We start from the raw sequence: 14566 nt of genomic DNA on the forward strand, positions 1-14566 counted from the left end.
ACTAACAAATTGAACGCAACTAACTAGGAGGGTGAAGACACGTGGCATTTGAATTTAAACTGCCGGATATCGGTGAAGGTATCCACGAAGGTGAAATTGTAAAATGGTTCGTAAAAGCTGGAGATGAAATTGATGAGGATGATGTACTAGCAGAAGTACAAAATGACAAAGCTGTTGTTGAAATCCCATCTCCTGTAAAAGGTAAAGTATTAGAAGTAAAAGTTGACGAAGGTACAGTAGCTACTGTAGGACAAGTTATCGTTACTTTTGATGCTCCTGGATACGAAGACTTAAAATTCAAAGGTGACGATCATGATGATGCACCAGCAGAAGAAGCTAAAGAAGAAGCTTCAACTGAAGAAGTGACTGAAGAAGCAACAGCTCCTGCAGCACAAGCTGATGTTGATCCTAACCGTAAAGTAATTGCTATGCCTTCAGTGCGCAAATATGCTCGTGAAAAAGGTGTAGACATTAAAGCTGTTCCTGGTTCAGGTAAAAACGGACGTATTGTTAAAGATGACATCGATAGCTTCTTATCTGGTGGTTCTACAGCTACAGCAACTGCTGAAGCTCCAGCTAAAGAGGAAACTGCTTCAGCTGAACCAAAAGCAGCAGCAGCACAAGCTATTCCTGAAGGCGACCTACCAGAAACTCGCGAGAAAATGAGCGGTATCCGTCGTGCAATCGCAAAAGCTATGGTTAACTCTAAACACACTGCTCCACACGTAACATTAATGGATGAAATCGATGTAACAGCTCTTGTTGCTCATCGTAAAAAATTCAAAACAGTTGCAGCAGATCAAGGTATTAAATTAACATTCTTACCTTACGTGGTAAAAGCGTTAACTTCAGCACTTAAGAAGTTCCCAGCTCTTAACACTTCAATCGATGACTCTACAGATGAAGTAATTCAAAAACATTACTACAACATCGGTATCGCTGCTGACACTGAAAAAGGTCTTTTAGTACCAGTTGTGAAAAATGCTGATCGTAAATCTGTGTTCGAAATTTCTGATCAAATTAACGATCTTGCTGGAAAAGCACGCGATGGTAAATTAGCTCCTGCTGAAATGAAAGGCGCTTCTTGTACAATCACAAATATCGGTTCTGCTGGTGGACAATGGTTTACTCCTGTTATCAACCACCCAGAAGTTGCAATTCTAGGTATCGGACGTATCGCTGAAAAACCAGTTGTACGCGACGGTGAAATTGTAATTGCTCCAGTATTAGCATTATCACTAAGCTTTGACCACCGTATTATCGATGGCGCAACAGCTCAAAACGCTCTTAACCAAATCAAGCGTTTATTAAATGATCCAGAATTATTATTAATGGAGGCGTAATAAATGGTAGTAGGAGATTTCCCAATCGAAACTGATACTCTTGTCATTGGTGCTGGCCCTGGTGGCTACGTTGCAGCAATTCGTGCAGCTCAATTAGGTCAAAAAGTTACAATCGTAGAAAAAGGTAACCTTGGAGGCGTATGCTTAAACGTTGGTTGTATTCCTTCAAAAGCATTAATCGCTGCAGGTCACCGTTTTGAACACGCTAAACATTCTGAAGACATGGGGATTATCGCTGAGAATGTAACAGTTGATTTCTCTAAAGTTCAAGAATTCAAAAACGGCGTTGTAAACAAACTTACTGGCGGTGTTGAAGGCCTTCTTAAAGGTAACAAAGTTGACATCGTAAAAGGTGAAGCTTACTTCGTTGACAGCGAAACTGTACGTGTAATGGATGAAAATTCTGCACAAACGTATAAATTCAAAAATGCTATCCTTGCAACTGGTTCTCGTCCAATCGAGATCCCTGGATTTAAATTCTCTGAGCGCGTAATCAACTCTACAGGTGCATTAGCGCTTAAAGAAGTTCCTAAAAAATTAGTTGTAATCGGTGGAGGTTACATCGGTACTGAGCTTGGTACTGCTTTTGCAAACTTCGGTACAGAAGTTACATTTGTAGAAGCTGCTGATGAAATCTTAGCTGGTTTTGAAAAACAAATGAGTTCACTTGTTAAACGTAACCTTAAGAAAAAAGGAAACGTTGAAATCTATACAAAAGCAATGGCTAAAGGTGTTGAAGAAACTGCTGACGGCGTACAAGTTACGTTTGAAGTAGGCGGAGAGTCAAAAGTAATCGATGCTGACTACGTATTAGTTACTGTAGGTCGTCGTCCTAACACTGACGAGCTTGGTCTTGAGCAAGTTGGCGTTAAAATGACTGACCGTGGTCTTATCGAAATCGATAACCAAACTCGTACATCTGTAAGCAACATCTTTGCAATTGGTGATATCGTAACTGGACCACCACTTGCACACAAAGCTTCTTACGAAGGTAAAATCGCAGCTGAAGTAATCGCTGGCGAACCTGCTGAAATTGACTACTTAGGAATTCCAGCAGTTGTATTCTCTGAGCCTGAGCTTGCATCTGTAGGTTATACTGAAGCACAAGCGAAAGAAGAAGGATTAGCTGTTAAAGCTTCTAAATTCCCATTTGCTGCTAACGGACGTGCGCTTGCACTTAACGCTGCAGAAGGCTTCTTGAAGCTTATCACTCGTAAAGAAGACGGAGTAGTTGTTGGTGCTCAAATCGCTGGACCTAGCGCATCTGACATGATCGCTGAGCTTGGTCTTGCTATCGAAGCTGGCGTAACAGCTGAAGATATCGCATTAACAATTCACGCTCACCCAACATTAGGTGAAATCACAATGGAAGCTGCTGAAGTAGCTATTGGAAGCCCAATTCACATTGTAAAATAATGTTTTAAAAAAGCTGATGCATACGCATCAGTTTTTTTTTTTGAAGAAAACGGTTTTCATAAAGCATCAGATGCTTGTCAGACAGTTTTTGTTGCTGATGAGTACTCTTTTAGAAGAAACGTGTAAAAAGCGCTGAGGCAGTCTTAAATGAGCTCTAGATGCATACATATGAAGTGGGACGTGCTTTCCTTATAGGTAGATAAAAAATTGCTCTTTTGGATAACGAATGAAAAGGCGGAGAAGGAGCTATGAAGACGTATTTCGTTTGGAGCTTACACATTGTTATTTGGATGGGTTATTCACTGGTTGAATTGCTATCAAAACGTGATCAGTTGACATCTAAAATTATTTTATTTTTAGTATTTGCTTATTTAGCTTACGGCATAGCAGAAATGAACGTTAAATCTAAAAGACTGGCGCTTATGATGACGGGTACAACTTCAGCTGTCTGCTTGACATGTTATCAACTAATTTTATTTTGCACGGCGTAAGATTGCATAAAAAAAGCGTTAGCTTATATAAGCTAACGCTTTTTTTGTCTTACACAGATTTCTTTTCTCTTTTCAATGCGCCTTCTTCTTTAAATGCTTTCATTAATGAGAAGACCGTTAGCACTAGCACAATTGAGAATGGAAGTGCTGCTATAATCGCAGCTGTTTGGAGCGCGTCCAAACCACCCGTCCAAAGCAGAATGATTGCTGTTAACGATTGAATTAAGCCCCACGTAAGTTTAATAGAGCCTGAAGGATTTAGATTACCATTTGTTGTCTGCATTCCTAAAACAAATGTAGCTGAGTCAGCTGATGTAATGAAGAATGTAGCGATTAAGCAAATAGCGACAATGGACATGAACGTACCAAATGGAAACTGTTCAAGTACATAGAATAAAGCAACTTCTGTTCCTTTATTGTTGATAACATCCATAACAGGAAGATCCTTAAAAAAGTCTAAGTAGACCCCGGAACCTCCGAATACAGCAAACCATAATCCCCCAAATACGGTCGGAACAGCTAGTACACCAATTAAAAATTCTCGAATGGTTCTGCCTCGTGAAATGCGAGCAATGAACGTACCAACGAACGGTGCCCAAGCGATCCACCATGCCCAGTAGAAAATTGTCCAATCTTGAACCCAGGTGCTGTTATCAAACGGGCTCAATCGAAAACTCATTGATGGCAAGTTTTGAATGTAGCTGCCAATGGTTGTAACGAATAAGTCCATAATAAAGTTGGTTGGACCTGCAAATAACAAGAATAGCATTAACAGAATAGCTAAAACAATATTAATGTTACTCAAATACTTAATACCTTTGTTCAGACCCGTCTGTGCTGACAGCATGAACAAGAACGTCACGATAATAATAACAATTAATTGAGTCGTGAAATTATTATCAATACTTGGCGACAAGTAAGAGGCTCCGCCGGTAATTTGAATAGCGCCCAGTCCTAGAGATGTTGCCACCCCAAAAACAGTTGCAAATACGGCGATGACGTTTATGATCGTTCCAAGAGGTCCATCAACACGTTTTCCTAATAGTGGACGTAAAATATTACTGATGATGAACGGGTAACCTTTTCTAAATTGAAAATATGCAAGGGCCAGTGCAAGAACGGAATAAATAGCCCAAGGATGTAAACCCCAGTGGAAAAACGAATAACGTAGAGCTGCGCGAGCTGATTCTGCTGTACCGCCTTCACCAGAAGGTGGAGTATGAAAATGATTGATTGGTTCTGAAACACCCCAGAATACAAGTCCAATCCCCATACCAGCACTAAATAACATGGCAAACCACGAGACATAACCATACTGAGGTTTTTCGTCAGGTTTACCTAGTTTAATATTTCCGTACTTTGAAAAAATTAAGTACAGCGTAAAAACTAAGAATAATGTAGCTGCTAATAAGTAATACCAGCCAAATTTCTCGATGATAAAACTATGTATTGCCGATGTGACAGGTGTAAGCGCTGCGCTTCCTAGCACAGATTCCGGAATAACACCCCATACGATAAATACTGCAGCAATAATAACCGAAATGATAAAAACAGGAGTCAGTTTTTTCATCGATTATCACTCCTTTCCTATTCTATTTTACATAACATAGTTTCTCATATAACCTTTTTAGCTATACATGAAACCATATGGTTATACATTCTAGTAAAGTTTGTATGAAATGTCTACCCTATTAGTAAGAAAAAACGACAAGAGCCCAAATTCTTATTTTTCGTAATTGTTTTAAAGTGCTGAAATAGATGTGAAATTAGACATTGTTTTTTCATATAAATAGAGATGATGCTAAGCGTTCAGCTTTTTGAAAACAAATATAACATTTATGAGAAAAATATTTTTAATGTGACATACTAATTAGTTGTTGACATATTTAATGTGACATAATAATATAATATCAAGAGTTGTAAAACGCTTACAAAAAAAGACGGTTAAAGGGGAGTTTACAAAATGGGAACAATCGTATGTCAAACATGTAACTGCACAATTGATCATTTCGAAGATGAGAAAGTGACGCGATTATACTCAACATGTAAAAGCGGAGAATGTCAAAAAGCAGATGAAGATTTAGATTAATTCAATAAAAAAAGGTGCGGAAATTCGCACCTTTTTTTTATTGAATTGCTTTATGTTCTTTAATGACACGAAATGTTTTTAATTCAAAATCTTCCGGACCCTGCACTGGTAAACCTGCCTCTAAGTTTGTTTCAATGTAGGTTAAATTTTCCTCAGTGATGATTTCCCCAGGAATAAAAATAGGAATACCAGGAGGATAGACCATCACAAATTCTGCAATAATACGACCTGCCGACTCATGAAAAGGTACGACTTCTGTTTCAGCGTAAAAAGCATCGCGAGGTGTTAAAGCCAATACAGGAATATCAGGCAATAAAATAGCCGGTTTTGCCGTTGTCTCAGAAAGATTATGGAATTTTGCGGATAACTCACGCAGAGCCGTGATCAGACGTGAAAGATCTTCTTCTGTATCTCCAGGCGTGATAATACATAGAATATTATAAAGGTCAGACATTTCAACTTCGATATTATGAGCTTCACGCATCCATTTTTCTACGTCATAGCCCGTAATTCCTAAATCTGAAACAGAAATAATTAATTTAGTAGGGTCTAAATCATACGTAGCTTTTGTGCCTAAAATTTCTCTGCCTATACATCGGATATGCTCAATTGTATTAATTTCTTTTCGTGCTTTTTCAGCAAGAGAAATTGCACGTTCAGCCAGCTCTTTCCCTTCTGTAGCTAAACGTTTTCGTGCAACATCTAAAGAAGCCAGCAGCAGATAAGATGTTGATGTTGTTGTCAGCATGCTTAAAATAGACTGTACACGTTTTGGAGAAATTAAGCCTTCGCGTATGTTTAGAATTGAACTTTGCGTCATAGAACCGCCTAATTTATGCACGCTTGTTGCTGCCATATCTGCACCGGCCTGCATAGCAGACAGAGGCAAATCATCATGGAAGTGAATATGAACGCCATGAGCTTCATCAACAAGTACAGGCACTTGATACGAGTGGGCAATTTCTACGATTTTACGAAGGTCTCCGGAAATTCCAAAATAAGTTGGATTGATAACAAGCACTGCTTTTGCTTCAGGGTGCTGCTTTAAGGCTTTTTCTACAGAGTCCGATGTAATACCGTGAGAAATGCCAAGATTTTCGTCAATTTCAGGGTGAATAAAAATAGGCGTAGCTCCTGAAAAAACAATCGCACTCATAACAGATTTATGCACGTTTCTAGGAACGATAATTTTATCTCCAGGCCCACATGTCGCCATGACCATTGCCATAATTGCTCCGCTCGTTCCTTGAACAGAGAAAAAAGTATGGTCAGCACCAAATGCTTCTGCAGCTAAATCCTGCGCTTGTTTGATAATGCCTTTTGGCTGGTGAAGGTCATCAAGAGGACCGATATTAATTAAATCAATGGATAAAGCATCATCGCCAATAAATGAGCGGAATTCAGGATCCATTCCATTTCCTTTTTTATGTCCAGGGATATGGAATTGTGTTGGGTTTTTCTTAGCGTGATTAACCAATCCAGTAAATAATGGAGTTGAAAATTGAGAAGACAACTTTGCTATACACCTCTTTTATCATAAATTGTCAGTCCCTCTAAGCAAAGCTTAGAGGGACTTTGATTGTTTTTTATCAAATTACAGCATTCAATTTTATATACCAAAAACTAGTGGCTGTTGAATTCTACATATTAAAATATCAGATCTTTTTTCTATAAAAGAAATTCAACAGAAATTCTACTCGGCAGTTTTCTTGATTTTAACCATTATATAAATGAATGAAACGTGTATGTTTACTACTGTTTGATAATATAAATACAATTTTTAGTTAAAAAAATACAAGTAATTGTAAACTGCTTATTACTTATTATTTTATAGTTCTTTATGTTTTGAAAATCCCCATAAAACAAAAGAATTATAGCACTTATTAACCCATTTGCAAAGATATTTTAAAGAGAAAATAAAAAGAAAAAAAAGGAGAAATTCTTTTGTGTGAAAAGAGAATAAATTTTGTGTACATTATAGATTGTGATAGAGTTAAGAATATAGATATACATAGATTGAAGAAATAAATGGAGTGATGAGAAGTGGAATATCAATACCCTATCTCCCTTGATTGGAGTACAGAAGAAATTATTGATGTAGTGAAGTTTTTTGAAAGCATTGAACGAGCTTATGAAAAAGGTATTGAGCGTGATAACCTAATGGCAGTCTATCGCCGATTTAAAGAAATTGTGCCAAGTAAGGCAGAAGAAAAAACAATCTGTAACGATTTTGAAGACCAAAGCAAATACTCTTCTTATCGAACGATTCAAAAAGCAAAGGCTGCTTCTTCTGGAGACATTATAAAAATGTAAAAAATGGAGCCAAGCTTGGCTCCATTTTTTTTATATCAATTCGTTAAAATTATGCATATGCTTTTTTAGTTAGTTCATATAATGGAGTTACCGTATGAAATGTTTGTTCAATACGAGCTATCCATTCTTCGCCGTTCATTGCAATTGCTTCTTCTTTTGGAATTGTAATGCCGCATAGGATCTCAGCTTTTTTAACCGTCTCTAGACGTTCAAACAAACTCTCTAAGTCTTCAGAAGATAAGTCGCCCATTTTGTCACTATCAGGTTTTGTATGATCTTTCGACCAAACAAACGAGGCTGGGATATTTTGACGAATCTCCTCAATGTTTTGTTTTAGCAGCTTTCCAAATTGTTCTTTAATAGGTGATTCGTAAATGACGGCGAACCACACAAAGACATGTGTTTCCCAAAGGCCAATTTGAAAATGAGGGAGCTTTTTATACCCGCGTTTACTGTTAGCAAAGGCTACCCACGTATCTGCTGGCGGGTTAACTGTTCTTCGTGCATGTTTGGCAATGTGTACGAACATTTCATCTCCACAAAGTGAAGAAAGAGTAGGAGCAAAATGATTGCTCAATTGTTCGAATTTTGGGCGTATCGTTGTCTTGAGGGCTTCCATACGTGCATCAAGTCCCTCGATACGGAATACGTTAAAGTCATCTTGTGAAAATCCTGAGAATGCCATGTGAAACCTCCGTTTTTTAGTGAATATGTATAGCTGCTGTGCATCTATGCAAGTAAGTATGATTTATGCGAAGATTCTACCACATGAAAAGCATAAACACCAATTAATTCGCATATGCTTGTCAAAACGTGTCTATCATTTTTTTATAGGTAATCACACAATTTAGTTACATGAGATTAGGTTTCGACATAGACTATATCAATCAAAATATCTGAAAATTTAGTTTTCTATAAGCGGGTTCAATAATTTGAGAGGGGTGTTTGAAGCATGAAACAAGTGGTGAATATGTATAAGAAGAATGATGGACAAAAAAGATTAGGTGTAATTCGTTTGGAGTTAGATTACGAGTTAGCGACGTTATATGAAGCCATGATGGAGAATAATGAGGAACAAAAACAAAAATGTAAGCGAAAGCTTGAGAAACTTCGTGAAGAAATGATATCTCTTCAGTAGCAGATACGGGAATAAAATAGAACAAATAAGGGTAAACTGTAAAAAAGGATTAAACTGAATGAGCAGATTCATAAGTGGTAACAGAGCACGTGGGAGAAGAAGCGGCAGTTCTTCTCCCACGTGCTCTGTTAATTGACATCTTGCAGAGGTTTTTTTAAGCTTAAATAAGAGACGTATTTTTGAGGGGGAATTGAGATGACAAAACGCTGGAAAGAAATTGATACATACGTTAAAGAGTGGCTAAAAGAAGCTGGACAAAAAATTCAACAGTCGTTTAGTAAAGAACTTCTCATTCAAACGAAATCGAATCCAAATGATTTAGTAACAAATATGGATAAAGAAATTGAACAGTTTTTTATCTCAAAAATCAATGAAACCTTTCCGCAACATCATATTCTCGGAGAAGAAGGATATGGAGAAGAGCTTGAATCAGAAGAAGGAACGATTTGGATTATCGATCCAATCGACGGTACGATGAATTTTGTTCATCAGCAGCGAAATTTTGCTATTTCCATCGGTATATTTGAAAATGGTGTAGGACAAGCAGGTTATATTTATGATGTTATTCATAATGAGCTATATCATGCTTTAAAAGGACAGGGCGCGTTTATGAATGACATCCAATTGCCGAAACTTGAACCTGTACCAGTTGAACAAGCTATTATTAGCCTAAATGCAACATGGGTGACGGAGAACCGCCGTATTGATCCTTCCGTATTAAGTCCGCTTGTGCGTAAAGTAAGAGGGACCCGTTCATATGGATCCGCAGCTATTGAGCTTGCTTACGTAGCGGCTGGACGCTTGGATGGATACATTACTTTACGTTTGGCTCCATGGGACTTTGCTGCTGGTAAAGTATTGATTGAAGAAGTTGGAGGAGTTATGACAGATTTAGAAGGAAAGCCGTTAGAAATTCTTGAAAAAAGCAGTGTATTTGTAAGCAAACCAACATTACATGACGAAATCTTTCGTACGTACCTTGAAGGAAAGTGGAATAAATAAAATAGAAGTGAAGACTTACGTGTAGTCAAAGGATTTTGTGATGAAAAAACGTCATGAACCATTTTGATGTTGCAAATGGCCATGACGCTTTCAATCATCGCAAAAAAAATTACAGCTGCCCTTTTTCTCGCATTTTTTTCTTAGTCGTAAAGCCAAGGCCCATTACAACAATTAAAGCTGCGATAGCTAAAATGACCCCGAGAGCGCTTCCTTCTCCGATAAATATGCCGATTGACATAATTGCCGCAGTTGCGATAAATGCATATAAAACAAATACCCACTTAATGTTTCTCATGTTGATTCCTCCCATTTATAACGGATATTTATAGTGTACAACAAAATCATTCTGCAATTCTAGAGTTAGTGTGATATAATAGCTTAGTTATTACAAGCATAGGAGTGAAATGCGTGAACATTCGTAAAGATTTACGTAATATTGCCATTATTGCCCATGTAGACCATGGGAAAACAACGTTAGTAGATAAATTATTACATCAGTCCGGAACATTCCGTACTAATGAGCATGTTGAAGAACGTGCGATGGATTCAAATGACCTTGAGCGTGAGCGTGGAATTACAATTTTAGCGAAAAACACAGCTATTAATTATAAAGATACGCGTATCAACATTATGGATACGCCAGGACATGCTGACTTCGGTGGAGAAGTTGAGCGTATTATGAAAATGGTAGACGGTGTTCTACTTGTAGTAGACGCATATGAAGGATGTATGCCTCAAACTCGCTTTGTATTGAAAAAAGCATTAGAGCAAAACTTAACGCCGATTGTTGTTGTTAACAAAATTGACCGTGACTTTGCTCGTCCAACTGAAGTAGTTGATGAAGTAATTGACTTATTTATTGAATTAGGTGCAAGCGAGGAACAAATTGAGTTCCCTGTTGTTTATGCTTCAGCAATCAACGGAACGGCTAGCACGAACCCTGAAAAGCAAGATGAGAACATGTCATCTCTATTTGACTCAATCATCGAGCACATTCCAGCACCAGTAGACAACAGCGACGAACCACTTCAATTCCAAGTGGCAATGCTTGACTACAATGACTATCTTGGTCGTATCGGTGTAGGTCGCGTATTCCGCGGAACAATGAAAGTAGGCCAGCAAGTTGCATTAATGAAGCTTGACGGTACGGTAAAACAATTCCGTGTAACAAAATTATTCGGTTTCCTAGGCTTAAAGCGTGTTGAAATCGAAGAAGCAAAAGCAGGAGACCTGATCGCTGTATCAGGAATGGAAGACATCAACGTAGGTGAAACTGTATGTCCATTTGACCACCAAGATGCACTGCCAATTTTACGTATTGATGAACCTACTTTACAAATGACGTTCTTAGTAAACAATTCACCGTTTGCTGGTCGTGAAGGTAAATTTGTTACATCTCGTAAAATTGAAGAGCGCTTAATGTCTGAACTTGAGACGGATGTAAGTTTACGCGTGGAAAATACTGATTCACCGGATGTATGGGTTGTTTCAGGACGTGGAGAACTTCATTTATCTATTTTAATTGAAAACATGCGTCGTGAAGGATATGAGATTCAAGTATCAAAACCTGAAGTAATCGTTCGTGAAATTGATGGCGTTCGCTGTGAGCCAGTTGAACGTGTGCAAATCGACGTACCTGAAGAACATACGGGTTCTATTATGGAATCGATGGGTGCTCGTAAAGGTGAAATGGTTGATATGATTAATAACGGCAGCGGTCAAGTTCGTTTGATCTTTATGGTTCCTGCACGTGGTTTAATCGGTTATACAACTGAGTTCTTATCGTTAACTCGCGGATTCGGTATCATTAACCATTCATTTGATAGCTACCAGCCAATGCAGCAAGGTCAAGTTGGAGGTCGCCGTCAAGGTGTGCTTGTTTCTATGGAAAGCGGTAAATCATCTACTTATGGAATCCAAGGCGTAGAAGACCGCGGTACAATTTTCGTTGAGCCAGGTACAGAAGTATACGAAGGTATGATCGTAGGAGAACACACTCGTGAAAATGATATCGTTGTTAACATCTGTAAAATGAAGCAAATGACGAATATGCGTTCTGCTAATAAAGATCAAACAACAGGTATGAAAAAACCTCGTATTATGTCTTTAGAGCAATCACTTGAATATTTAAACGAAGATGAATATTGTGAAATCACACCAGAATCTATTCGTCTACGTAAAAAAATTCTTGATAAAAATGAACGTGAAAAAGCAGCAAAAAAGAAAAAATACGCTGACACGAAATAATAAAAAAAGTAAGTCGTTAGCTCTATCTGCTAGCGGCTTGTTTTTTATCTATTATATCAGAATTTTCTATTTTTTGAAAGCGTTTTATAAAGAAGGGATTTGGAGAGGAAAAAGGTGGCTTATATCGAATAATGTAAAGTAAGGAATAGGGGGAAGAATTATGGATGTAAAAGAACACCTTTCATTTTTTGCTGCTTTGTATCAAGTTGATGAACATGCAAAAATAGGAATGTGGCTGTTATACTTTACCATTTTAGGGCTATCTGTTCTCGTGTACAAACTCGGGTTTGCAAAGAAGCTGCCGCTTTTAAAATCTGTGGTTATTTATCTGTTTTTAGCTTTTGGATGTACGATCTTAACGTTTTTAGGCATTTTTTTACCTGTAGCTGAAGGGCTTGTGGTTGCAGCGCTTGTATTAATCATTTATAAAATACGGCTGTATCAGGCTAAAAAGCAAAACTCCACGTTGGGTTCATAAAAGACTACATAAAAAGACGCTTGTAGCTACAAGCGTCTTTTTTAGTATGATATAGCCCAAGACAAGAGCGGCTGCGAAAATTAAATGGCCCGCTGTTCAATAAAAAATCGCTAGTGCATCATCCACCGCAGGCGTAGGCTTGAGCGCAAGCAGCGTCAACGGAAAATACAAAGGAATGGTTGGAAGTGTTAACAAAAAGGAACACAATACGATTTTTCGAATAGACATATTATTTAATTTATCTACTATGTAAACAAAAACGATCCCAATTGCAGCGGCAATGAGTAAATGAAAAACAAACTCTACCCATTCAGGCCATTGAATAGGGCCAATGATAGGAATAAAATCAACATTTAATAAAAGGGTATAAACTTGTTTGCCGGTTAGCCATTCTATCCATTTTAAACATAACCCAAGGATAACCCCGCTTAACATGCCAATACTTATTCCTAATCGGAGCACCTTACCAATCCTCCTCTGTCTTTTTCGACTCATATAGTTTAAAATTACCAGTAGCTATGCGTTCTTTTGTTCGTTTTTCAATCCGTTCAGAACATTCATTGCACATATATGTATGGATAGGACGGTTGCGCAGTCGTTTTGCCACGAGCGTTTCATCCTCAATTGTTTCAATTTTATCGCACATGACACATTGTACTCTCATTTCTATCACCTCAACTTCTCTATACATCATTCTAGCCGAAAATGCTTGTTTTATAAAGTTTTTTTGCGGTGCTATCTCTCAGTAGAAAAGGAACGATAGGAAAACATTCCTAAAGAAGCAGGTAATTTTGCTTGTTAGCTCGAAGATAGTAACTAGTAAGTACATAAACAGTAGGAGGGATGAAAATGGCCAACGAAGTCGAGACTCAATTAGTAGATGCATTATACGATGAGCTACAGACAGAGAGATTTGCAACCATTTCAACTATTGATTTTGAAACAAACGCTCCAAATGTTAGTGCCATTTCGTGGTTAGTAGCTCCGACTAAACAAAAAATTCGATTTGCCGTAGATGTTAAATCGAGGATTGTAGAAAACATTAAACATACGAATAAAGCAGTAGTAAATATTCTTGCTAATGAATCATGCTACTCAATCAGCGGAATAGCTGAGGTAGTGCAAGAAAAGTTAGAAGGAGTAGCTTTAAAGCTGACGCTAATTGAACTAGATATTAATGAAGTAAGAGATGTCATGTTCTATGGTTCTAAGATTTCAGTAAACCCTTCATATGAAAAGACCTATGATCCAGTAGCAGCCGCTAAACTCGATAAGCAAGTAATTGAAGCGATAAAAAAAGCTTAGCAGCAGCCTGCCGCTAAGCGACTTTCTTATTCATTTTTTTGAAGATGATTATTAGATTGTTTTTCCTGCTCATTCTTTAAATTTTGCTCTTGTTTATTATTTAATTTTTGATTGTTTGTATCTGTTGAACTAGGATTTCGGCGGATTTCTTCTGCAAATTCAGGCATCACTCGGTTTACAATGGCTGCTAATTCATCTAAAAACCCTGTAACCGGCCGACCTTTGCGAATTTCATTTCCAATTTGTTTTAGCCGAGCGACCGTATCAGGATCTGCAATAACAACGGAATTAGCACCATAAGGATCAGCTTTCAAACCTTCAGCAACAGTATATTTGATTGAACTTACTTCTGAACGATCAATATTTTTGCCGACGTCAATGCCTACGATTGCGTACTTGCCAAGCACAATGGCAGTAGCATCGTTTACATTCGGAACGCTTGAAGCCAGTTCAACTAAATGAGCTGATATTTCATTAGCAGTACGCTTGTGAGAACGTTCAGGAGATGAATTTTTGACCTGTACAATTCGATCTGTTTTTTGCCCTTCTTCAACGTCTGCTTGGTTATTGTTGCAGCCGGTTAGTGTAATAAAACATAAGCTAATGGATAGAAAAAATTTGTTCATGTGGGAGACTCCTCCTTATGAATGACTCATTTTTTGTAGTAATTTGTATTTAGTTTCTAATAGTTCTTCTATCTTTATACACGTGTTCATATATTTAAAGAAAATGGTCCGTCCATTT

17 protein-coding genes are annotated in these 14566 nt (G+C 37.8%); 10 read left to right on the plus strand and 7 right to left on the minus strand.

The window, feature by feature from the left end; all coding sequences use genetic code 11:
- The first annotated feature begins 41 nt into the window (after positions 1-41).
- The 3 genes from Q5794_RS07120 (at position 42) to Q5794_RS07130 (ending at position 3250) form a co-directional block, all read left to right on the plus strand.
- Positions 42-1343, plus strand: coding sequence for a dihydrolipoamide acetyltransferase family protein (locus Q5794_RS07120; RefSeq protein WP_028407941.1), 1302 nt, complete (start codon positions 42-44; stop codon positions 1341-1343).
- 3 nt (positions 1344-1346) lie between these two features.
- Entirely contained in the window at positions 1347-2759 is a 1413-nt protein-coding gene (lpdA, locus tag Q5794_RS07125; protein WP_013082295.1) for a dihydrolipoyl dehydrogenase, read from the plus strand.
- Between the two features lie 248 nt (positions 2760-3007).
- On the plus strand, positions 3008-3250 hold the full coding sequence (locus Q5794_RS07130) for a hypothetical protein (RefSeq protein WP_016763437.1): 243 nt from the start codon (positions 3008-3010) through the stop codon (positions 3248-3250).
- A gap of 49 nt (positions 3251-3299) precedes the next feature.
- Here the strand turns inward: Q5794_RS07130 and Q5794_RS07135 are convergent, their stop codons facing one another.
- Positions 3300-4820: a BCCT family transporter gene (locus tag Q5794_RS07135; RefSeq protein WP_214986187.1), complete on the minus strand. Its 1521-nt coding sequence runs from the start codon at positions 4818-4820 to the stop codon at positions 3300-3302.
- 393 nt (positions 4821-5213) lie between these two features.
- Here Q5794_RS07135 and Q5794_RS07140 point away from each other — a divergent pair, with 393 nt between their 5' ends.
- On the plus strand, positions 5214-5339 hold the full coding sequence (locus Q5794_RS07140; RefSeq protein ID WP_013056059.1) for a GapA-binding peptide SR1P: 126 nt from the start codon (positions 5214-5216) through the stop codon (positions 5337-5339).
- Positions 5340-5376: 37 nt separating this feature from the next.
- Here Q5794_RS07140 and Q5794_RS07145 read toward each other — a convergent pair whose 3' ends face one another.
- Positions 5377-6852: an aminotransferase class I/II-fold pyridoxal phosphate-dependent enzyme gene (locus tag Q5794_RS07145; RefSeq protein WP_071276168.1), complete on the minus strand. Its 1476-nt coding sequence runs from the start codon at positions 6850-6852 to the stop codon at positions 5377-5379.
- A 530-nt stretch (positions 6853-7382) separates the two neighbouring features.
- Between Q5794_RS07145 and Q5794_RS07150 the strand changes: the two genes are divergently transcribed.
- Complete coding sequence (locus Q5794_RS07150; RefSeq protein ID WP_014460994.1) at positions 7383-7652, plus strand: UPF0223 family protein; 270 nt, start codon at positions 7383-7385, stop codon at positions 7650-7652.
- A 49-nt stretch (positions 7653-7701) separates the two neighbouring features.
- On the opposite strand, the gene Q5794_RS07155 is transcribed toward Q5794_RS07150, so the two are convergent.
- Positions 7702-8337: a YktB family protein gene (locus tag Q5794_RS07155; protein ID WP_192996964.1), complete on the minus strand. Its 636-nt coding sequence runs from the start codon at positions 8335-8337 to the stop codon at positions 7702-7704.
- Between the two features lie 267 nt (positions 8338-8604).
- Here Q5794_RS07155 and Q5794_RS07160 point away from each other — a divergent pair, with 267 nt between their 5' ends.
- Entirely contained in the window at positions 8605-8790 is a 186-nt protein-coding gene (locus tag Q5794_RS07160) for a hypothetical protein (RefSeq protein ID WP_013056063.1), read from the plus strand.
- Positions 8791-8985: 195 nt separating this feature from the next.
- The gene (locus tag Q5794_RS07165; RefSeq protein ID WP_214986189.1) at positions 8986-9792 is read left to right on the plus strand and encodes an inositol monophosphatase family protein; all 807 of its coding nucleotides are present in this window, start codon (positions 8986-8988) and stop codon (positions 9790-9792) included.
- Between the two features lie 109 nt (positions 9793-9901).
- Here Q5794_RS07165 and Q5794_RS07170 read toward each other — a convergent pair whose 3' ends face one another.
- Complete coding sequence (locus Q5794_RS07170; RefSeq protein ID WP_016763441.1) at positions 9902-10087, minus strand: YlaF family protein; 186 nt, start codon at positions 10085-10087, stop codon at positions 9902-9904.
- Between the two features lie 113 nt (positions 10088-10200).
- Here Q5794_RS07170 and typA point away from each other — a divergent pair, with 113 nt between their 5' ends.
- Together typA and Q5794_RS07180 are read left to right on the plus strand one after the other, a co-directional pair.
- Complete coding sequence (typA, locus tag Q5794_RS07175) at positions 10201-12039, plus strand: translational GTPase TypA (protein WP_013056066.1); 1839 nt, start codon at positions 10201-10203, stop codon at positions 12037-12039.
- A gap of 160 nt (positions 12040-12199) precedes the next feature.
- Entirely contained in the window at positions 12200-12517 is a 318-nt protein-coding gene (locus Q5794_RS07180) for a YlaH-like family protein (RefSeq protein ID WP_013056067.1), read from the plus strand.
- A gap of 96 nt (positions 12518-12613) precedes the next feature.
- On the opposite strand, the gene Q5794_RS07185 is transcribed toward Q5794_RS07180, so the two are convergent.
- Together Q5794_RS07185 and Q5794_RS07190 are read right to left on the minus strand one after the other, a co-directional pair.
- The gene (locus tag Q5794_RS07185) at positions 12614-12979 is read right to left on the minus strand and encodes a hypothetical protein (RefSeq protein ID WP_251034015.1); all 366 of its coding nucleotides are present in this window, start codon (positions 12977-12979) and stop codon (positions 12614-12616) included.
- 1 nt (position 12980) lies between these two features.
- On the minus strand, positions 12981-13181 hold the full coding sequence (locus tag Q5794_RS07190) for a YlaI family protein (RefSeq protein WP_013056069.1): 201 nt from the start codon (positions 13179-13181) through the stop codon (positions 12981-12983).
- Between the two features lie 185 nt (positions 13182-13366).
- Here Q5794_RS07190 and Q5794_RS07195 point away from each other — a divergent pair, with 185 nt between their 5' ends.
- Positions 13367-13822 carry a pyridoxamine 5'-phosphate oxidase family protein gene (locus tag Q5794_RS07195; RefSeq protein WP_028414102.1) on the plus strand — a complete coding sequence of 152 codons (456 nt, stop codon included), beginning with the start codon at positions 13367-13369 and terminating at the stop codon, positions 13820-13822.
- Positions 13823-13848: 26 nt separating this feature from the next.
- Here the strand turns inward: Q5794_RS07195 and Q5794_RS07200 are convergent, their stop codons facing one another.
- A complete protein-coding gene (locus Q5794_RS07200) occupies positions 13849-14448 on the minus strand; it encodes a YhcN/YlaJ family sporulation lipoprotein (protein WP_074678412.1) in 600 nt (199 codons plus the stop codon).
- Positions 14449-14566: the final 118 nt, after the last annotated feature.

The sequence above is a fragment of the Priestia megaterium genome (genome assembly GCF_041941685.1).
Taxonomy (GTDB): Bacteria; Bacillota; Bacilli; order Bacillales; family Bacillaceae_H; genus Priestia; species Priestia megaterium_C.